The organism is Flavobacterium arsenatis, from assembly GCF_031456785.1.
Taxonomy (GTDB): Bacteria; Bacteroidota; Bacteroidia; order Flavobacteriales; family Flavobacteriaceae; genus Flavobacterium; species Flavobacterium arsenatis.
On sequence record NZ_JAVDVI010000010.1, the window covers coordinates 142,581 to 161,299 of the forward strand.

The window sequence follows — 18,719 nt, forward strand, 5'->3', positions numbered from 1 at the left end:
AAGGAAAGAGTGGATTATGTGATTGTAATGGTTTTTAATACATTTAAAAATTCTCAAAAACACCTAATCCAAATAATGCAAAATCATATTTGACAGGGTCATTTTTATCTAGTTCCCGAAGTTTTGTGTCTAATTCCAATAAAGCTTTTCCGTCATTTTGCTTTCGCATAAGCAATCCGAGTTTCCGGGCTACATTTCCAGAATGAACGTCGAGCGGACAAGAAAGGAGGGAAGGCGAGATGTTTTTCCATATCCCTAAATCAACACCTTTATTGTCCTGACGGATCATCCAACGGAGAAACATGTTGATGCGTTTCGCTGCTGAATTATTTAGTGGATCCGAGATGTGTTTTTGAGTCCTATCTTGATGATCGATTTCAAAGAAAATCTTTTTAAATTCGTGTATGCTTTTTTGCATTGAATTTTCATCCTGATGCTTATGAAATACATTTTCAAGACCATCATGATTTTTATAAATGTGTTGAAGACCTTTTATAAAACTGATAAAATCCTGACCATTAAATGTTCTATGAACAAAATGTTGCAATTCCTCAAGCTGATAATCCTGATGTGACATCACAAAATCATAAGGCGAATTCCCCATTAGTTGGATCATCCGATGCGAATTTTTGATGATCATTTTTCGGTTTCCCCAGGCGATTGTGGCACTCAAAAATCCAGCAATTTCTATATCTTCTTTTAAAGTAAAAAGATGCGGAATCTGTATTGGGTCGCTTTCAATAAAATTCGGATTGTTGTATAATTCGACTTTTTCGTCGAGGAAAAATTTTAGTTCATTGAAGTCCATTTAAATCTCGTATTCAAGTTTACAATTTAATACAATCTTTGGTATATGAGATTCCTTGTTTTTTCGAGGTTCGGTTCCTTCAATGATGGCTTTGAATTCATATACCTGATGTCCACTTTCGTTTTTTATAATTTTGAATGAAGAGGGAATTGCCCAAAATTTTAAATATTTATGATCCGGATATTTGTTTGTCGTTTCATCATTGATGTACATCGTTAGGATTCCATTTTTTGGATCAAATATGATATGCGATTCATAGGATGAATAGTTCATCTTTGTATCATCGATTCTTAATTCGGTTTTTTCTAAAACACCAATAATGTCTTGTAATTCGGCATTAAATTCGGTTCTTCCTGAATCTGATTTGCACGTTAAGAAAGCAGTTCCCGAACCATTATTAAAACTTGTGAGGGTAAAGAATATAAGAAAAATTAAAATTGTATGTTTCATTGTGTTATGATACTTTAATATTTCCATCCACCATTACTAATTTCCTGTCGGCCATGTTTGCAAATTCCTCGTTGTGGGTAACAATAACAAACGTCTGACCAAATTCCTCACGTAATTTAAAAAACAATTGGTGTAAATTTTCAGCCGAAACGGTGTCTAGATTTCCCGAAGGCTCATCGGCAAAGATGATGGCGGGTTTGTTGATTAACGATCTTGCAACGGCAACCCTTTGTTGTTCTCCACCCGAAAGCTCTCCGGGTTTGTGGTTGATTCTGTGCGATAAACCTAAATATTCCAACAATCTTTTGGCTTCGGTTTCAGTTTCGGCTTTTGTTTTTCCTGCGATGAAAGCGGGAATGCAAACATTTTCCAAAGCTGTGAATTCTGGCAAAAGTTGGTGGAATTGAAAGATAAAACCAAGATTGGTATTCCTGAATTTTGATAATGCCTTGTCGTTCATCTTCAAAATATCTTCTCCGTTTATGATCAATTCGGTTCCTTTTTCTGAAGAAGGATGATCTAACGTTCCCAATATTTGCAATAAGGTTGTTTTTCCAGCTCCCGAAGCACCAACGATGGAAACGATTTCGCCTTTCTTGATGTGTAAATCAACACCTTTTAGGACGTGAAGCTTGTCGTAATATTTATGGATGTTTTTTGCTTGAATCATTTTTTGCAGTTTTAAGCAAAGAAACGAAGAATTTTTGTATTTAGGAATTAGGAATTAGGATTGTGGATTAGGATTGTACAGGAGGCTTGTTTGTTTTGGCGGAAGCCTTGTTTGATTTGTCGGAAGCTTTGTTTGATTTGTCGGAAGCCTTGTTTATTTTGTCGGAAGGCTTGTTTGTTTTTGCGGAAAGTTTGTTTGATTTGTCGGAAGGCTTGTTTGTTTTGGCGGATGTCTTGTTTGATTTTGCGGAAGGCTTGTTGTTATTTCCTCCTAAAATTAAAAAATAAACCACAGGTTATTGGTTTTTCCTGTGGTTTTATTGTTTGAAATGCTTTAATACTTTATGGGGGTAGGTATTCTTTTTCAAAATTGGTTATGGTTTTTTAAAATTTATTTTTGCTATTGCTTTGTATTGGCTTGACTTGGTGTCTAGAATTGTTGCTAAATAATCTTTTGCTTTAGTGAAGGTTTCTACATAATTATCTTTTGTGATGTACATTATGTTGTTGCGACTGCTTCGAGCATTGTTTAGCGGAACGAAAGTTTTGCCTACGTTTTTTGTTAGTTTCAGCATTTCTTCTCTTTCATTTTTTAGGGTATCTACTTGATATTCTGTTTCGTTTGGTTTATAGTTTGGGGTGTTTTCTAGTAATGAAATGAGTATTTCATAGTTGTTTGTTCGTTGATCATAGCTCAATTGTGAGGTGGAGTGTTGTTTTTTTTCTTCTGAGGTGTCGTTTTCATTGATTTTGGCAGGTTTGCTCGTGCCTTTTATTTTTCGAGAAATTGTCATAAAGTCTTCTACTTGTGCTGTTGAAACGTCTAGTGTTGACTTGTAAGCTTTTTTGAGCTTTGTTAATTTTTTACTTAGGGGAGCGAAGATTTCTTCTCTTTGATCTACTGCTAGAGAATAGGGGCTCAATGATGTATTGACTTTTGATTGTTCTTTACTTGCTTCTGTATGAAGTTCTTGCAGTTTAACAAGTTGGAGGTTTGGGTTTGAAGGGTTGTATGTTTCTGACATATCCTCAATATGGGTAATGAGCAATAATCCGTTTGCAATGTTTTTTGCATGTCCTTTTTCGCTTGTAGATGTTTTTTTAGTTTCCATTTTTTTAATTTTTTTTTGTTGGTTATTATTTATTTCTGTTACTTATTTTTTATAATCTTCTTGACAATTAGATCGAGTTCTTTTTTGTTTTCGCTGACGTATTTTAGTCCGTCCTGAATTAGATTTTTGATGTTTCTTGGAGAAGTGTCGTCCATTTCGGTTGAGGCATGAACCAGGTTTGGTGATAGCCTATGATAGTTTTGTTTGTTTCTTGGGCCTAGCGTTTCATACATTTTTTGTAATTGATAGTCGACTGTTTCGGCGTTTGCAGAAAGCAGAATATCGATTAGTGGGTGCTATCCATTTTAGTTTTCCGGCATTATCAAAGTCCTTAAAATGGTAGGGTTTTAGGACGGTTCCTGTTCCTACGGAAATAACTATCATATCGTTTGCAGTTGGATAATCGGATTTTTGGGGTTGACTGAGCACTTTTGAGAATTGAATTTTTCGTGCTTCGGCATAGGCACACAGGGCGGAATTATTGGCATATACGCCACCGTCTATTAGTGTGAAGTTTTGTTTGTAGAGCGATTGAATTTGTGCGGGTTCAAAATAGGTGGGTGCTGCGGCTGTGGCTCTGCAAACGTCTTTTACATAAAAGTTTTTGATGGGTTGTTGTGCATTATGGCTGGTGAAAAGCAGTGCTTTTCGAGCTGTGATGTCATAGGAGGTGATGATGCAGGGTTTTATGAGGTTTTTTAGTTCAAGTTCGCCAAAGACTTCCTGGAGTTGTTTTTCGAGATTGAGGTCGGATATTTTTTCTTTTAGAAGCCCGAAGGGATTGAGGAGGTGGTTAAAAAAGGGCACATTGAAGATGTCTTCGCCTTTTTTCGCATAGAGGTTTAGTGCTTCTTCGACCGAGAATTTTGCGTTTTTGTTTCCGTCTGGAAAGAGGAGTAGGGCGGTTATTAGTCCGCCGGTGCTGGTTCCTGCAATGAGGTCAAAATAGTCGCCAATTTTGGCGTTAGGGTTATCGTGTATTTGGAGTTGCTCTTCGATGTATTTTAGGATCACGCAGGAGATGATACCACGGATTCCGCCACCATCAAGGGATAGTATTCTGATTTTTGAGTTCATTTTTTTTTGGGTTTTTTGTTTTTTGGTATTACAACATCACATATCCGTTTTTGTCTAGCTTAAGTTTAGAAAGTTTTTGCCAGGAGTTGTATCCTTTTTTGTCAAAGTGAGGCAAATCTTTAAAGGTTTTCCAGTTTCCGCCCCATTCCCATCCGTGTTTTGCGAAAATTTTTACACATTCATACCAGTCGGCCACTTGGTCGTTATCCCAGTCTTTTGTGGTGTTCCAAGAAACATTTTTGCCGTCAATGATGAGTACCATATCTACTGCAAATCCATAGTTGTGAATGGATTGTCCTGCTTTTGCATTGGTGACTTTGTTGCCCATTGGTTTTTTTAGTGATTTTCCGTCGGGATTTACTTTTGTTCTGCCAAGTGCATAAAGGTCTTGTTGTTCTTTAAACGTTCTGAGACCTTGTGTGATTCTAATTTTGGCTCTTCCTGTTAATGCAATGTCACATTCGTGAATGATTTTGGCAACTTCTTCTCTCACTAAAGGGTGGAGTTTTGCAATTCGGTTTTGTGTTGGGATGTCCATAAATAGTTAATATATCGATTTGTATTTTTTTAGAACGAATTTACTTTATAAATATTTTATTTTATCACACAATTTTATTAAATAAAAGAAGTTATATGTTTTTATAAAGCTAAAATAGTGAAAAATAACTTTATATTTATTTTACTTAGGTTTTTTAGTTCAAATATTTATATATGTTTGTATATCTGTATTTATGAGTATTTTGAATAGTTAAAGTTTTAAATATGCTTAATGGTTAGTTAAATTTTTAAATTTTTATATATGAACAATGAAATTAAGAACACGCTCTTTAGATTTGTGAATTTTAGAGCACCAGAATTGATTAGTGATTTGGAAAAACATCCAGGGTTTGTGGTTTATGTTAAACCAGATCAGAATGCGAAACTATTAGGCGAAGATTTAGTAATTGCTGCTGGTTCAAAAGGATCAAAATTGAATGCATTAAAAACTGCTGCAACAAATTTTGGAGCAACTGCTAAAAAAGTGGGAGATATTAAGGCTTTTTCGGCTGACTTGTATGTATTTTCAGAATGGTTGTCTAAAAATCGTTTCAAGGCGACTGAGGTCGAAATTCAAACGAAAGCTACTGATTCAAAATTGAAAGTTACAGCCGTAACTAATTTTGACATGAAATTATTATGGGACAATTTGATTTATCAAGTGGTTACTCAAAATGATTATTATGTAAAAGAGTTGCTGATGCAATATCTGTTAGCCCTTCATGTTATTAAAAACACAGGAATTGGAACTTATAAAGAACGGGCATTGGCAAAAGTGGTTTTGCCGGAATATCTATTTGTTGAAAACTCAATTGATGAAACACCAGAAGCATCAGGAATTAAAGAATTTTTAAGTCCTAATCTATTGTTTCAATCACATGATGGGCAAGCATTGGCTCAACAAAACATTAAGCTATTGAACACGCTTCAAGAAGAATTAGAATTAGCCGAAGAACAATATCAAAAAGAATTTCAGCTAGCACAAGCTACTGCTTTTGAGGCTCACCAAGCCACTCCAGCCTATGTTGCTGAAATGTTGCGATATGAAACTGAATTAGATAACACAAAAAAAACTTGGATTGCAACAAGAAATCCGGCTATTGTTTTTAATCCTGCAGACCCTTCTCATCAAATTCCTGATGTTAAACCGCCTAAGTTTCCCAAATTTGTGTTTACTGCTGCATCACAAATGGATGATTCATTTTTAATTGATGTGTTGAGTGAACAAAGCTACAACGTATATCATGAAATTCTTCACTCGACAGACGATGATGATGATGCATTGGATGAAATTAATGTTTCTAAAATTGCCGCTGGATTTAGAAAGGTAAAAGATACTAATAGAACATTTGCAACAACAAAAGAGGTCATAAAGAAATTTATTACTGCAAATTCTAATTTTTTGAGTAAAAAAACAGTCGATTTAGGCAGTACATCCTTAATTATTGGAGGAACAACCTTGCAAATGTTGAATACTCAAAGCCCTTTACTTCCTTTTGAATGTGAAATAAAAACTCGAAGAACGTCAACTTTTTTTAAGCCTGGTGAAAAAAGCATCCAGCTTATGCTAGGACTACCAGATGAAGATTGGAAAGTCACTTTGGTTGAGTATAAGATGACGAAAACCAATAATACTTTTATTGTAAAAAAATCATCTCAAGTGGAGCATTATTCTGGATATGATGTAATGTTGGATTTGTCTATGGGGGGAATAGACGAAAACTTAAAAGAGTTATCACTTACGTTTCAATTTCTGAATGGAAAAACAGGTACGTTAAAAATTACGAATTTTGACTTAAACAAAGTATATAATGGCAAAGTGGTTCTGCCGCTAGAATTATTGACTACTTTTCCTGCCATTAGGAATTCGACTGTTGCACCAGAAAAGCATTTTATTCCTTCGGGTTTTGGTGTCAAAAACATTGGTGTAGCCGAATACAACAAAGTAGAGCAAAGCATCCAAGGATATGTTGAAGGCGAAGTGGCCCATATTGAAAACATTATGGCCCGTGAGTTTAAGGAAAAATCTACCAGAAGACTCAGACGAAAGGAAGAGACACAAACCTTAACCAGCGAAACCGAGCGTGAACAATTGACGGACACTTCTACTGTTGACCGATTTGAAATGCAAAGCGAAGTGGCTAAAGTTATTGCCAGTAGCAAGGATTTTAATGGTGGTGTTAATGCCACTTATGGCAATAAAGCGGCAAACTTTGAAATCAGTGCCATGGCTAACTATGCTTCCAACAACACGAAAGAGGAAAGCACCCGAATGGCCGTTACCCAAGCCAAGGAAATAACCGAGCGGGCTCTGGACCGAATTGTAAGCAAGGTAAAAGAAGAACGAATTGAAAAAATCGTGGAGGAGTTTGAAGAAAACAACACCCATGGTTTTGACAATCGAAAAGGTGACCAGCATGTTGTTGGGGTTTATAGATGGGTTGATAAAGTGTATAAAAACCAAATTGTGAATTATGGAAAACGCATGATGTATGAGTTTGCCATACCTGAGCCAGCACGCTTGCACAATTTAGGGATGAGCACTCTGGTTGATGAAAATAAGGCTAAAGCCCTACCTTTTCCTCAAGACCCTAGAACTTCAAGGCTTCACAAGCTTACAAGTTTTTCTGATCTTGATGACACTCGCCTGAAGCATTGGACTGGGGTTTATAATGTGGAGTTTACTAAAAAGCCAGATGAATTGGCATATTTTGGTAAATCAATATCAATTGAAAAACAAGATGGACCTCATGAAAGTGTTTCGAAATCAGATAGCATTAAAATAGATGAAAAGTATGTTGCAAAAAGATCTTTTGTAGTTATAGCTGGTCATGAGGATACAGATGCTAATCAAGCCCATGTGATTAGTGTGCTTGTAGGCGATACATCTATTTCTTTACTTACAAGATTAAGAGGTGTTCATACAACTGAAGGAACTTTTTCGAATGTTCAAGAAATGAGCAACATAAGGGGTGAAGTGCCATTTTCAATACAATATTACAACTATCATACCGGTGTTGTAAATGTAACAGTTGAATGTAAGCTTTCAGTCGAAGCCCTAGCCCAATGGCAACAAGAAACCTTCAATGCCATTATAAAAGGCTATGAAAAAGCTCTAGAAAAATACAACGAAGCATTAGCCGTTGAAACCGCTAATGGTGTTCAGATTTTGGGCTCTAATCCAGGTTTTTATAGAGAGATTGAAAATATCATTTTGCGAAAAAACTGTATTTCCTATTTGATTTCTAGTAATCCGAATTCAAAACTCACCTTTGGTAAGGATTTTTATAAGAAAAACAACTCCGAAAGTACGCTTCATTTTGGCAATGCCATGATCAATAACACGGCTGATTTAGACAGCTATGCGGCATTGGTTAAATTCATCGAGCAAGCCTTTGAGTGGGATATTATGAGTTATTATTTTTATCCGTTTTATTGGGGCAATCGCAGCAACTGGGTTTCGATGTATCAGTATGATCAAACCCATGATCCTCTTTTCAAGGCCTTTATGCAAAGTGGAATGGCGAGGGTTATTGTAACGGTTCGTCCAGGATTTGAAGAAGCGGTTCGCTATTATATGCAAACGGGCCAGATTTGGATGGGAGGCGAAGTGCCTGTAATTGGCGATAAATTATACCAATCTATTGTTGATGAAATGCGTAAAACCGAAGGTGAAAAAGTGGGTATGGCGTGGCCAACGCGTGTGCCAACTTCAATGACCATTTTACAGGCCGAAAGTATTGGTTTGACAGTTGAAAGTGCCTTGCCGTTTGACACAGAAGGCTTGAAGGATTTTGAATTCCCTGATGAAGTGCCACAATCGAAAATGTTTGTGCAAAATGAAGCACAAGTAGGAATTGAACAAAGGTCATAAAAACAGCACGTTTGACAGGAATTATAGGACCCTAACCGTTAACTTCAATGTTAGACGAAATTAAGTAACAGCCACTAGAAGCATTCTTGACTGCTTTTTTTTAAATTAAAATTGTGAATTAAGATTTAATTATAAAGCAGTTGAGGGTGTTTTTTTTAAAAACAAAAAAAATGAAAGCAATTGATTATGGAATCCAAAATTTTGGAAATTATTCCTATAAAAATACAACCTCCAATATCTATATTTTTAATGAAGGGATAGTGATAGAGGATGAAAGCAACGATTCTTCAAATCCAGATAGTATTGATTTAATTATTTATAGGCAAATTGAATTTGTAACCGAAGAAAAAGATGTTTTTAAGTATCTAAATGATGGCGATTATTTTCTATCGAGTACACTATTGTATATTCAAGAAAGTGGCATCGTTCCTGTTGAAGCTTTTTTAGTAACTACCAGAAATGAAACTACTTCAGATGATGAATGGAACTATAGTGAAAAAACAATATATACCATCGAAGGAAAAATGTACACCACTAATGATGATGTAAATTTTGAATTAGATGATGTTGTAGTTTCCCCTGCAACCCATACGAAAAAAAACAAACCCTTATTTCTTTTAAACGACATCTTGCATGAAAAATCCATTAGTGTAGTGGCTTTTATATCTGATGATGGCGTGAAACTGGAGCGAGCTTATCAAAGTATAGAATGCTATGCCAATGAAGTGGTTTTGTTTTTAGAAAACGATTTTGGGAGTAACCTCTTTGGTTCGACACTTCGAATAAAATTAGGTAAAAACATTACCGAAAACAGTAAATTTCCGGCAAGTCAAACCGCAAAAGTCATACAGGCTTTTAAGCTAGGAATCGACATTGATGCCAAAACCTTGACGCAAGCCATTGTAGCCCAAGTTAGAAGTAATGTGGGACTAATGCACTTCATGAAAAACCGATTATCGGCTGTTGATAAAATCGTTTCTATCCCTATAAATATTGCTTTGGATAAAGTTGAAATTGGTTTAACTGCTATTGCAAATGGCATCGGAAGTCTAAAATTTGATGAAAACCGATGGCGTTACTACAATCCCGATGGCACGAAAAACAAGGATGAAAACCTGCTGTTTTTTAATCCAGCAGTTTTTGAAGCCTCCGACGAAAAAGCCCAGAAAAAGGCACACAACATGATGTTTTCGCATGCCTTAAAGGAAGTAAACAGTCTTGAAAAAAGTTTTTATCAGCATGTCAATATCGCAAGAAGCACCCATGCAGATTTAAAAGATTTTGACAGTTTTTTAAGTACCGCTCTATCAAACCTTCTCAGAGCATTATACCCCGTGAAGGAGTTTTTGTTGAACCCAGAAGATTTGATCATCTCGATAACCAAAGATGCCCTCATTGCTTTAAACGCTTTTGTGGTAGGGTTAATTAATGGAATTATAGACATTTTCAAAGGAATTTTTGATATCCTTGCCCTTTTGTGCAAGGCATTTTCAGGAGCTAGAAACGGCTTTCGTGAAGTAGTTTCTAACCTCGGGAGCTATGTGGTGATGTTCTTGGAAGCACTGGAAAACATGGTGGACACCGTCACTAATTTATTTTCAAAAGAAAACCTCAAGGCCTTTGTGGTGTTTTTTATGGAGTTGCAAAAAATACTTTTTGTGTTGCCTTTTGTTTTTGCACTCTTTGTTTGGAATACTGGCCAAAGTATTCATGTTGATGCCCTTGGTTATTATACCGGCTTTATCATTGGGATGCTGGTTGACATTATTATCAGTATTGTATTTACAGGTGGAGCAAAAACCGTTGCAGATGTTATGCGACTACTTCAAGAACAATTAAAAACAGTTTTCAAACTCATTCAAAAAGCTGTTGCCAAAACAGGAGAAGCCATTCTTAGATCCATAGACGAAATTATTGCTATTTTTGCTAAGATTAGAAACGGGGCGAAGAACATAAAGCCGTTTTTGGATGAGATTTTGGAGTGGTTGAGAGTGTTTTTTGGAGCCTTACCAAAACAGTTGTATGAGTTTTTTACTAAGTTTGGTATAAGCATAAAAAAAGTACCGCAAGGGGTTTTATACTCTGGAATTCCAGTAAAAGTAGGGGATGATGTTTATGCTTTGATAAAAGATGGTAAGGAAATTTTTAGGGGAACGAGAAAGGAAATAGATGATTTAGCTAAAAAGCTTGATGAACTTAGTGAAGAAGCTGGGAAAAAGTATTTAGACGATTTGCTTGAGCAAAAAAAGTTAGATGATTTTATAAATTCTCAAAATTTTAAGTTTAGAAAATTGGGATACATATATTCACATTTTATTAGAAAATCTAAAGATGGAGTTCTAGAAATTAATCATTATTTAAAAAGCAATAAAGGTGAATTATATTGGCAAGGTATGTCTACAATTTCTAAAGATGGGGTTTTATTCAATGTTTTTGAAGTTACATTGCAACAACATGATGTTTCAACAGCAATGTATAAATTATTAGACAAATACGGATTCAGTAAAATTGAAGCTCATTATGGATCTGGCTCATTAGGAACAAACTACAAGGAGTTTATGAAAATTTATAGTATAGAAAAAGACAATAGGATTGAAGCCGCATTAGCAACACCAGCGGGTAAAGCTTTAAACAAGGCTTTAAACAACAAATTTACCCCTACAAATATAATTATTAAAGAGAACGACAAAATTGAACTTTTTTGGATAAAAAAATAAAATGTAATTATGAAAAGCGAAATAACAATTAAAAGAAACCAAAATAAAGATTTAATGATGCTTAAAGTATTATCAACTCTATTACATTATGGTGCGGATTTTAAAGCTAGTGAAATTCCATTTTATATGGATAAATATGAAAATGAAGATCAAATAAGTATAAAAGCTAATGAAGAATGTATTGAGAAATCTTCAAAATATTTTGATGAAATAGGTATTAAATATACAATTGTAAAAGTACATTAAAAAAGAAAAGCTACCCTGAAAAGTAGCTTTTGTATTTTAAAGAAAACCTCAAGGCCTTTTTGTTGTTTTTTATGGAGTTGCAAAAAACACTTTTTGCCTTGCCTTTTGTTTTTGCACTCTTTGTTTGGAATGCAGACCTTAGCGTTCCTGTTGATGCACTTGGTTATTATACCGGCTTTATCATTGGGATGCTGGTTGACATTATTATCAGTGTTGTATTTACAGGTGGTGCCAAAACCGTTGCAGATGTTATGCGACTACTTCAAGAACAATTAAAAACAGTTTTCAAACTCATTCAAAAAGCTGTTACCAAAACAGGAGAAGCCGTTCTTAGATCCATAGACGAAATTATTGCTATTTTTGCTAAGATTAGAAACGGGGCGAAGAACATTAAGCCGTTTTTGGAAGAGATTTTAGAGTGGTTGAGAGTGTTTTTTGGAGCCTTACCAAAACAGTTGTATGAGTTTTTTACTAAGTTTGGTATAAGCATAAAAAAAGTGCCTCAAGGGGTTTTATACTCTGGAATTCCAGTAAAAGTAGGGGATGATGTTTATGCTTTGATAAAAGATGGTAAGGAAATTTTTAGAGGCACTAAAAAAGAAATAGACGACCTGGCTGATAAACTCAAAAAAATGAGTGATAAAGAAGCAAAGGATTTTATTGATGAGTTAGTAAAGCTGAAAAACGCATTTAAATTTAAAAACTTTGCATCTTTATTTGATGACCATATATTGAGAGGAGAAATAAAAATAACCATAAAAAATGCTCAAACAGGCGAAGTCAAAGAAGTTTATAAATACGTCACAGGAAAAGGAGGAAAAAATGCAGATGAAATTTTACCACCTTGGCAAGTAAAAAAAGAAGTGTCCGGGGTACATACTTATAAGAATATTGATGAAAAAATATTGAGAATTAAAAAAGTTAAAGAGGTAAAAATTATTCATACAGGTGAAAAAGTAGAACTAGTAGAGCTTGAATTTTTTGTAAAAGAACTAAACAAATGGTCTAAAAAAGACAAAACCTCTACACTTTGGCCTAAAAGTTGGAGTTTGGATAAGATTAGAAGAGTTACAATTGAAGCAAGTGAGAATATAACCAAAAATGACCGAAGTAAATATATTGGCATATCGAAAGAAGGTTATAAAGTAGAGTTCTATTCTACAAGAGAAGGAATAATTGATAACGCATATTTAAATTTTGAATAATTAAAATGATAATAATGAATAATAGATTAAAATTTGATAAACAAGTAGGTTGGGCAGTTGGTATAGATGATAAAGATGTTCTTTTGGGTTATTTTGTGTCTGACACCAAATACGACCTCCCAGAAACCATAGTAACTTTAGAATCGGTAGAAAAAGGAGAAAAAACTTTTGAAGATTTTTTAGATTATAGTGAGGGTTGGTCTATAGCAGATGGCTTTGGTGGTATCTTTACTTGCGACCAAAAGACTGCCTATTTTACTGCAAACGAAGATAGTAGTTTGCCAAGTATGCAAATGCCGTTAAAAGAATTGATAGAAATTCTATATGATTTTAAAGCCTTTTTAGGTAAATAAAAAACACTAAAGCTACTATAAACAGTAGCTTTTTTTATAGCCTTGCAAAAAACACTCTTTGCCTTGCCTTTTGTTTTTGCAGTCTTTGTTTGGAATACTGGCCAAAGTATTCATGTTGATGCCCTTGGTTATTACACCGGCTATATCATTGGGATGCTGGTTGACATTATTATCAGTGTTGTATTTACAGGTGGTGCCAAAACCGTTGCTGATGTTATGCGACTACTTCAAGAACAATTAAAAACAGTTTTCAAACTCATTCAAAAAGCTGTTGCCAAAACAGGAGAAGCCATTCTTAGATCCATAGATGAAATTATTGCTATTTTTGCTAAGATTAGAAACGGGGCGAAGAACATTAAGCCGTTTTTGGATGAGATTTTGGAATTGCTGAGGAAGCTATTAAAATCTAATAAAGCTGATGATTTTTTCGATTTTATAAAAAAGTTACAAAAAGGAGCAGGAGATATAAATAAAACTTTTGCGGAAAATGCAGGAATTAAAATCGAAAAATGGCTGACTGAAGTAAAAGTTATAGGACAAACAACCGACCATACTTGTGCTGCAACTTCCTTGAGAATGATTTTAGAAGATAAAGGAATTATAAAATTGGAAGATGAATTGGCAAGGGCTTTAAAAACAGATGTTGATGGAGCATCAATATTAGATATACCCGAAGCATTGTACTTTAAAAGATTAGAAGATCAAGTAGAAGCTGTTGCAGAAGGAAAAATAAAACTTCAAAGTTTAATAGAAAAATTAAATGAAGGAGATAAAGCTATTGTAAGTGTTTTCAAAAAAGATTTTGGTAGTCATGCTATGGTTTTAGAAAAAATAGAAAATGGAAAAGTATTCTTGAGAGACCCATTACCAAAAAATCATGGAGCATCTTATATCATGGAAGTGAAAGAATTTAAAAAAATATTCAATGAGAAAGCAGTAATTATTAAAAAATAAATGATATGATCGAAATAAATAATATAAAATACAACATCAAAGGGGAAAAGCCCACAAAAGGATATGAAATTATTCATGTAAGAGGTATTTCTAATGCTAAAGAAGTTTTAGAAAATTTTAAAAATGCAGTCATGGTAATTTTAAGAAACAAATCTTTAAGCGATGAAGATTCAAAATGGGAGAAATTATTGCCAGAAGGGATAGTAAATAAAATTAAACAATTAGATGATGACAATAAAAAATATGATGAATTGCTTTATGATATAGATTCAAGTATTTACCACTTTCAAGATTTAAAGGATTGGGAATGGTATAGTTCATTAGAAGTAGAAAATGGTTTCGATATTATTGTAAAAGGAGATTTTTCAGCAAGGTTTGTTAATTTTATTCATTGTCAAAATGTGCCATTAGCCAATATAAAAATTGTAAATGCAGATAAAAATGAATATTATGAATTAAAAACATTTAAAGATTATACTACATATAAAACTTTGAAGTAAAATCCAAAAGCTACTCTAAAAAAGTAGCTTTTTTTTATAAAAACAGTACCCTAAAAGCTCAATTTATTTTCAAAAGAAAATCTCAAAGCCTTTTTGGTATTTTTTATTGAGTTGCAACAAATACTTTTTGTGTTGCCTTTTGTTTTTGCACTTTTTGTTTGGAATGCAGACCTTAGCGTTCCTGTTGATGCCCTTGGTTATTATACCGGCTTTATCATTGGGATGCTGGTTGACATTATTATCAGTATTGTATTTACAGGTGGTGCCAAAACCGTTGGCGATGTGGTAAAACTACTTGGCAAGCAGTTTGACGAATTATTGAAATTGGGCAAAATAGCAGTCGATAAAAGCAAAAAAGTCATCAAAAACTTGCTAGACGAAATTATTGCTATTTTTGCTAAGATTAGAAACGGGGCGAAGAACATTAAGCCTTTTTTGGATGAGATTTTAGAGTGGTTGAGGAAAACTTTAAAAGAGGCAGGAATAAAAAATGTTTCAAAAAGAGCTAAAAGGACTGCTAGAACAGCTCCAATTGGCGATATTAACAAATCTTTTTTTGAAAATGCAAATATTATTTTTAGAAATGAAGAAGGATTAGGACTCATATCAGGACAAACAAAAGGAAACACTTGTGTGGCTAATTCTTTAAGGATGGTTTTAGATGATTTAGGAATTGTTAAATATGAAGATACTTTAGAAGCAGTATTAAAAACTGACAAAAATGGAGCAAACATTTTAGATATACCGAAAGCATTAGAAAATGCTTATATTGAAGGCGTTCAAACTATTGCCAGAGGTTCAAAAAAGGATATAAATGTAACTTTTACTACTTTGGAAAATGCTCTAAAAACAGGCAATAAAAAAGCCGTAGTAAGTGTTAAAACAAAAGACTTTGGAGCACATGCAATCGTAGTAAATAAAATAGAAAACGGTAGAGTTTTTGTGAGAGACCCACTACCATTAAATATTGGATCATCTTATAGCGTAAGTATTGATGATTTTATAAGTGTGTTTAATGACAAATTTGTAACTTTAAAATTATGACAGAAATAGAAAGAATTAAGAAAAATATAGACGGTGAGTTGCCTAAAGGTAAATACGGAATTATAATTGTTCAGGATATGCCCAATCCAAAACATGAATTAGAAATTTTTAAACAAACAATATTAGCAATATTAGAAAATATAAGTTTGCATGAAGAAAATTCTAAATGGGAAAAACTATTACCTAAACAATTAGTAGAATTTACCAATCAATTAGAAGAAGAAGATTATCATAAAGACGATTTGATTTCTCATATACCAAATATGATTAGACATTTTAGAGAGCAAAGAAAATGGGAATGGTTTAGTTCTACAATGTTAGAAAATGATGAGGGTTTTGAGGTTATCGTTATTGGTAATTTAGATACAATAGCTTTACCGTTACTTCATCATCAAGGCATTCCCTTTACAAGTATTTTTTTAGAAGAAAATGACAAATTATATCCTACAAGATATATAACAGATGTATTAACTTATAAAACATTTGATACTAAGACTTTAAAGTTGAAAAAGAAGTAAAAACAAAAGCTACCCTAAAAAAGTAGCTTTTTTTGCTAAGATTAGAAATGGGGCGAAGAACATCAAACCTTTTTTGGATGAGATTTTGGAGTGGTTGAGGAAGCTATTAAAATCTGGAAAAGTTGATGATGTTATTAGAGGAGTTTTCAGATTAAGTGATGAGGCCGAAATTTTATTAAAGAAATATGCTGATAACGCTATTTTGGGATATTCAAAATTAAATAGACCTACTGTAGTTTCTGTTTTAGAGGGTAAAGGTAAAAGATTTTTTGCATATTCAAATAAAGCTAAATTAAATGCTGATGAAATCCCAAAAGGATTACATCCTTTAGTAACAAAATGGTTAAATGAAGCTGATGAAATAATAAAACAAATTCCACATCACGGCAAATGTGCAGAACCATCGGTTATATCCAAATGGCTTTGGGATATAGACCCAAAAGGAAAAATGACTATAAAACAGGCAAGAGATGAATTTGAAGGAGTAGTAAGCAAGGCTGTTAATATAGAAAGTAAAAAAATAAAACCTATTGAGCACGGTAAATATAAAGAAGCATGTGATTCTTGTAATCCATTATTAAAATATTTTAACATAAAAGAAGTACATTAAATTATAAATATTATGAAATTTACAGAAAAAGTACAAAAACAATTTGAATTAGCAGGTTGGACGAAAGACAGAAATGTCAAACAAAAATATGAAAATGCAAACATTTTAAGATTTGATGATTTTCCTGATTTCTTAAAAGAGTTTTTATATGAATATGGAGATTTAACCATTGATGTAATTAAGTCTTTTGAGTCTAAAGTAATTAGTAAAATAAAATTAGGAGTTGAATATGCTGGATATGAAGATTTGGAAGATTATGATGATGATATTAATATGGTAGGAAAAATGCTATACCCTTTTGCTTTTCATAATACAGATACTCCTATGATTGCTTGTGATGAAGAAGGAAAAGTGTATATGCTAGGTGATTACGTATATAGAATTTCAGATACATTTAAAGAAGGAATAGAAATTTTAGTTACATACGATTGGAGTAAAGGATTTTATCAATTAGATGAAGATACTGGAAAATGGACAAAAAATAAACGATGGGATGATTAGATTGGGAGCTACTTTTAAGTAGCTTTTCTTTTTTTCTAAAATTAGAAAAAGGGCGAAGAACATCAAACCTTTTTTGGATGAGATTTTAGAATTTTTGAGAGTGTTTTTTGGAGCCTTACCAAAACAGTTGTATGAGTTTTTTACTAAGTTTGGTATAAGCATAAAAAAAGTACCGCAAGGGGTTTTATACTCTGGAATTCCAGTAAAAGTAGGGGATGATGTTTATGCTTTGATAAAAGATGGTAAGGAAATTTTTAGAGGCACTAAAAAAGAGATAGATGAACTGGCTGAGAAACTCAAAAAAATGAGTGATAAAGAGGCAAAGAAATATATTGATGATTTAATACAATTCGATTTCCTAAAAAAAATTGGTGTACAGGAAAAAGCTATGTCATTATTTTTAAAAGGAGAAACTGTTACTTTTGAATTTTTATCTAAAACAGGAGGCTATGTTTCTGGTTTTTTAACTAAAACACCTTATGAAGTCCAAAGTTACATTTTTTATATAAATGATAAAACTGGTAAAGCTTTAAAATCATTTTTAGAGTATAGAGAGAAATCAAGTATGATAGCTAGTTCCTTTAAAATAAGTACACTTGAATTAGGAGGATCATCAATTATTAATCCAGATGTATTAAAAATGGTAACTAAAATGGGATTTGAAAAGAAAATAATAGATGTACCAAAAAGTTTAGGTGGTAAGAATGGTGAAAAAATGGAAATATTTGTTAAAAAATTTAATGTGAAATAATTATGGACGCAAAAGAAAAATATTTAAAAATTAAAAAAGGAAATAAAAATGTTTTTGATATTTTAAATGAATTAAAAAAAGAAAATAACTCAATAGATTCAATGGTTAAATTAAGAGAAGTTTTTCCAGAATTGACTCTAATTGAGGCTAAAGAAATTCTAATAATTAGCGAAACTTCTTTTAATAGTTTAGCTGAATACCAGCAAGATTTTTTTAATAATTTTGAAAAGCTATCGGATGAAGATTTTTGACAAATATCATGATCGAAATAAATAATATAAAATATAACATCAAAGGGGAAAAACCTTCTATAGGATATGAGATTATTCATGTAAGAGGTATTTATAATGCTAAAGAAGTTTTAGAAAATTTTAAAAGTTCAGTTATAACTATTTTAAAAAATATCAATTTAAACGATGAAGACACTAGGTGGGAGAAATTGTTACCCGCTGGAATTGTAGATAAAATTAAACAATTAGATGATGATAATTTTAAGTATGATGAATTATTAGATTACCTAGACTCTACTATCAATAATTATCAAGAAATTAAAGAATGGGAATGGTATAGTTCATTAGAAGTAGAAAATGGTTTTGATATTATTGTAAAAGGGGATTTTAATGCAGGTCAATTTATTAGTTTTATCCATTGTCAAAATGTGCCATTAGCCAATATAAGAATAGTAAATGCAGACAAAAATGAATATTATGAATTAAAAACATTTAAAGATTATACTACATATAAAACTTTGAAGTAAAATCCAAAAGCTACTCTAAAAAAGTAGCTTTTTTTT

General features: G+C 32.9%; 22 protein-coding genes. 14 read left to right on the forward strand and 8 right to left on the reverse strand.

Annotated elements, in window-relative coordinates; genetic code table 11:
- Nucleotides 1–43 precede the first annotated feature (43 nt).
- The 8 genes from J2X31_RS12255 to J2X31_RS12290 form a co-directional block, all read right to left on the reverse strand.
- Complete coding sequence (locus tag J2X31_RS12255) at nt 44–808, reverse strand: TIGR02757 family protein (RefSeq protein WP_310027080.1); 765 nt, start codon at nt 806–808, stop codon at nt 44–46.
- On the reverse strand, nt 809–1,258 hold the full coding sequence (locus tag J2X31_RS12260) for a hypothetical protein (protein ID WP_310027082.1): 450 nt from the start codon (nt 1,256–1,258) through the stop codon (nt 809–811).
- A 4-nt stretch (nt 1,259–1,262) separates the two neighbouring features.
- The gene (locus tag J2X31_RS12265) at nt 1,263–1,928 is read right to left on the reverse strand and encodes an ABC transporter ATP-binding protein (protein ID WP_310027083.1); all 666 of its coding nucleotides are present in this window, start codon (nt 1,926–1,928) and stop codon (nt 1,263–1,265) included.
- Nucleotides 1,929–1,995: 67 nt separating this feature from the next.
- Nucleotides 1,996–2,220, reverse strand: a complete 225-nt coding sequence (locus J2X31_RS12270) for a hypothetical protein (RefSeq protein ID WP_310027084.1) — start codon at nt 2,218–2,220, stop codon at nt 1,996–1,998.
- An 81-nt stretch (nt 2,221–2,301) separates the two neighbouring features.
- Nucleotides 2,302–3,039, reverse strand: a complete 738-nt coding sequence (locus tag J2X31_RS12275; RefSeq protein WP_310027085.1) for a hypothetical protein — start codon at nt 3,037–3,039, stop codon at nt 2,302–2,304.
- Between the two features lie 38 nt (nt 3,040–3,077).
- A complete protein-coding gene (locus J2X31_RS12280; protein ID WP_310027086.1) occupies nt 3,078–3,272 on the reverse strand; it encodes a hypothetical protein in 195 nt (64 codons plus the stop codon).
- Nucleotides 3,265–4,116: a patatin-like phospholipase family protein gene (locus J2X31_RS12285; protein ID WP_310027087.1), complete on the reverse strand. Its 852-nt coding sequence runs from the start codon at nt 4,114–4,116 to the stop codon at nt 3,265–3,267. Before J2X31_RS12285 ends, J2X31_RS12280 begins: the two co-directional genes overlap by 8 nt.
- A 28-nt stretch (nt 4,117–4,144) precedes the next feature.
- Nucleotides 4,145–4,654, reverse strand: a complete 510-nt coding sequence (locus J2X31_RS12290; RefSeq protein WP_310027088.1) for a M15 family metallopeptidase — start codon at nt 4,652–4,654, stop codon at nt 4,145–4,147.
- Between the two features lie 261 nt (nt 4,655–4,915).
- Here J2X31_RS12290 and J2X31_RS12295 point away from each other — a divergent pair, with 261 nt between their 5' ends.
- The 14 genes from J2X31_RS12295 to J2X31_RS12360 all read left to right on the forward strand — a co-directional run bounded on the left by J2X31_RS12295 (nt 4,916) and on the right by J2X31_RS12360 (nt 18,683).
- Nucleotides 4,916–8,527 (forward strand): hypothetical protein, encoded by a 3,612-nt coding sequence (locus tag J2X31_RS12295; protein WP_310027089.1) that lies wholly within the window; start codon nt 4,916–4,918, stop codon nt 8,525–8,527.
- 170 nt (nt 8,528–8,697) lie between these two features.
- Entirely contained in the window at nt 8,698–11,244 is a 2,547-nt protein-coding gene (locus tag J2X31_RS12300) for a phage tail family protein (RefSeq protein WP_310027090.1), read from the forward strand.
- Between the two features lie 9 nt (nt 11,245–11,253).
- Complete coding sequence (locus J2X31_RS12305) at nt 11,254–11,490, forward strand: hypothetical protein (protein ID WP_310027091.1); 237 nt, start codon at nt 11,254–11,256, stop codon at nt 11,488–11,490.
- A gap of 29 nt (nt 11,491–11,519) precedes the next feature.
- Nucleotides 11,520–12,695 carry a hypothetical protein gene (locus J2X31_RS12310; protein WP_310027092.1) on the forward strand — a complete coding sequence of 392 codons (1,176 nt, stop codon included), beginning with the start codon at nt 11,520–11,522 and terminating at the stop codon, nt 12,693–12,695.
- A gap of 14 nt (nt 12,696–12,709) precedes the next feature.
- On the forward strand, nt 12,710–13,048 hold the full coding sequence (locus J2X31_RS12315) for a hypothetical protein (RefSeq protein WP_310027093.1): 339 nt from the start codon (nt 12,710–12,712) through the stop codon (nt 13,046–13,048).
- Nucleotides 13,049–13,090: 42 nt separating this feature from the next.
- Nucleotides 13,091–14,002 carry a cysteine peptidase family C39 domain-containing protein gene (locus J2X31_RS12320; RefSeq protein ID WP_310027094.1) on the forward strand — a complete coding sequence of 304 codons (912 nt, stop codon included), beginning with the start codon at nt 13,091–13,093 and terminating at the stop codon, nt 14,000–14,002.
- Nucleotides 14,003–14,007: 5 nt separating this feature from the next.
- The gene (locus J2X31_RS12325; protein WP_310027095.1) at nt 14,008–14,502 is read left to right on the forward strand and encodes a hypothetical protein; all 495 of its coding nucleotides are present in this window, start codon (nt 14,008–14,010) and stop codon (nt 14,500–14,502) included.
- Nucleotides 14,503–14,595: 93 nt separating this feature from the next.
- Nucleotides 14,596–15,546 carry a cysteine peptidase family C39 domain-containing protein gene (locus J2X31_RS12330; RefSeq protein WP_310027096.1) on the forward strand — a complete coding sequence of 317 codons (951 nt, stop codon included), beginning with the start codon at nt 14,596–14,598 and terminating at the stop codon, nt 15,544–15,546.
- Nucleotides 15,543–16,064 (forward strand): hypothetical protein, encoded by a 522-nt coding sequence (locus tag J2X31_RS12335; protein ID WP_310027098.1) that lies wholly within the window; start codon nt 15,543–15,545, stop codon nt 16,062–16,064. Before J2X31_RS12330 ends, J2X31_RS12335 begins: the two co-directional genes overlap by 4 nt.
- A 73-nt stretch (nt 16,065–16,137) precedes the next feature.
- Nucleotides 16,138–16,674: a YwqJ-related putative deaminase gene (locus J2X31_RS12340; protein WP_310027100.1), complete on the forward strand. Its 537-nt coding sequence runs from the start codon at nt 16,138–16,140 to the stop codon at nt 16,672–16,674.
- Between the two features lie 12 nt (nt 16,675–16,686).
- Complete coding sequence (locus J2X31_RS12345) at nt 16,687–17,175, forward strand: SUKH-3 domain-containing protein (protein ID WP_310027101.1); 489 nt, start codon at nt 16,687–16,689, stop codon at nt 17,173–17,175.
- A gap of 73 nt (nt 17,176–17,248) precedes the next feature.
- Entirely contained in the window at nt 17,249–17,926 is a 678-nt protein-coding gene (locus J2X31_RS12350) for a hypothetical protein (protein ID WP_310027102.1), read from the forward strand.
- A gap of 2 nt (nt 17,927–17,928) precedes the next feature.
- Entirely contained in the window at nt 17,929–18,177 is a 249-nt protein-coding gene (locus J2X31_RS12355) for a hypothetical protein (protein WP_310027103.1), read from the forward strand.
- 8 nt (nt 18,178–18,185) lie between these two features.
- Nucleotides 18,186–18,683 (forward strand): hypothetical protein, encoded by a 498-nt coding sequence (locus tag J2X31_RS12360; RefSeq protein WP_310027104.1) that lies wholly within the window; start codon nt 18,186–18,188, stop codon nt 18,681–18,683.
- Nucleotides 18,684–18,719 lie beyond the last annotated feature (36 nt).

What these genes read in the sequence shown, in the direction of transcription:
- J2X31_RS12290 (WP_310027088.1), bottom strand. Translation starts at nt 4,654, where the DNA reads ATGGACATCCCAACACAAAACCGAATTGCAAAACTCCACCCTTTAGTG.
- J2X31_RS12295 (WP_310027089.1), top strand. Translation starts at nt 4,916, where the DNA reads ATGAACAATGAAATTAAGAACACGCTCTTTAGATTTGTGAATTTTAGA.
- J2X31_RS12345 (WP_310027101.1), top strand. Translation starts at nt 16,687, where the DNA reads ATGAAATTTACAGAAAAAGTACAAAAACAATTTGAATTAGCAGGTTGG.
- J2X31_RS12285 (WP_310027087.1), bottom strand. Translation starts at nt 4,116, where the DNA reads ATGAACTCAAAAATCAGAATACTATCCCTTGATGGTGGCGGAATCCGT.
- J2X31_RS12260 (WP_310027082.1), bottom strand. Translation starts at nt 1,258, where the DNA reads ATGAAACATACAATTTTAATTTTTCTTATATTCTTTACCCTCACAAGT.
- J2X31_RS12335 (WP_310027098.1), top strand. Translation starts at nt 15,543, where the DNA reads ATGACAGAAATAGAAAGAATTAAGAAAAATATAGACGGTGAGTTGCCT.
- J2X31_RS12300 (WP_310027090.1), top strand. Translation starts at nt 8,698, where the DNA reads ATGAAAGCAATTGATTATGGAATCCAAAATTTTGGAAATTATTCCTAT.
- J2X31_RS12355 (WP_310027103.1), top strand. Translation starts at nt 17,929, where the DNA reads ATGGACGCAAAAGAAAAATATTTAAAAATTAAAAAAGGAAATAAAAAT.
- J2X31_RS12360 (WP_310027104.1), top strand. Translation starts at nt 18,186, where the DNA reads ATGATCGAAATAAATAATATAAAATATAACATCAAAGGGGAAAAACCT.
- J2X31_RS12280 (WP_310027086.1), bottom strand. Translation starts at nt 3,272, where the DNA reads ATGTATGAAACGCTAGGCCCAAGAAACAAACAAAACTATCATAGGCTA.
- J2X31_RS12315 (WP_310027093.1), top strand. Translation starts at nt 12,710, where the DNA reads ATGAATAATAGATTAAAATTTGATAAACAAGTAGGTTGGGCAGTTGGT.
- J2X31_RS12265 (WP_310027083.1), bottom strand. Translation starts at nt 1,928, where the DNA reads ATGATTCAAGCAAAAAACATCCATAAATATTACGACAAGCTTCACGTC.
- J2X31_RS12305 (WP_310027091.1), top strand. Translation starts at nt 11,254, where the DNA reads ATGAAAAGCGAAATAACAATTAAAAGAAACCAAAATAAAGATTTAATG.
- J2X31_RS12275 (WP_310027085.1), bottom strand. Translation starts at nt 3,039, where the DNA reads ATGGAAACTAAAAAAACATCTACAAGCGAAAAAGGACATGCAAAAAAC.
- J2X31_RS12325 (WP_310027095.1), top strand. Translation starts at nt 14,008, where the DNA reads ATGATCGAAATAAATAATATAAAATACAACATCAAAGGGGAAAAGCCC.
- J2X31_RS12255 (WP_310027080.1), bottom strand. Translation starts at nt 808, where the DNA reads ATGGACTTCAATGAACTAAAATTTTTCCTCGACGAAAAAGTCGAATTA.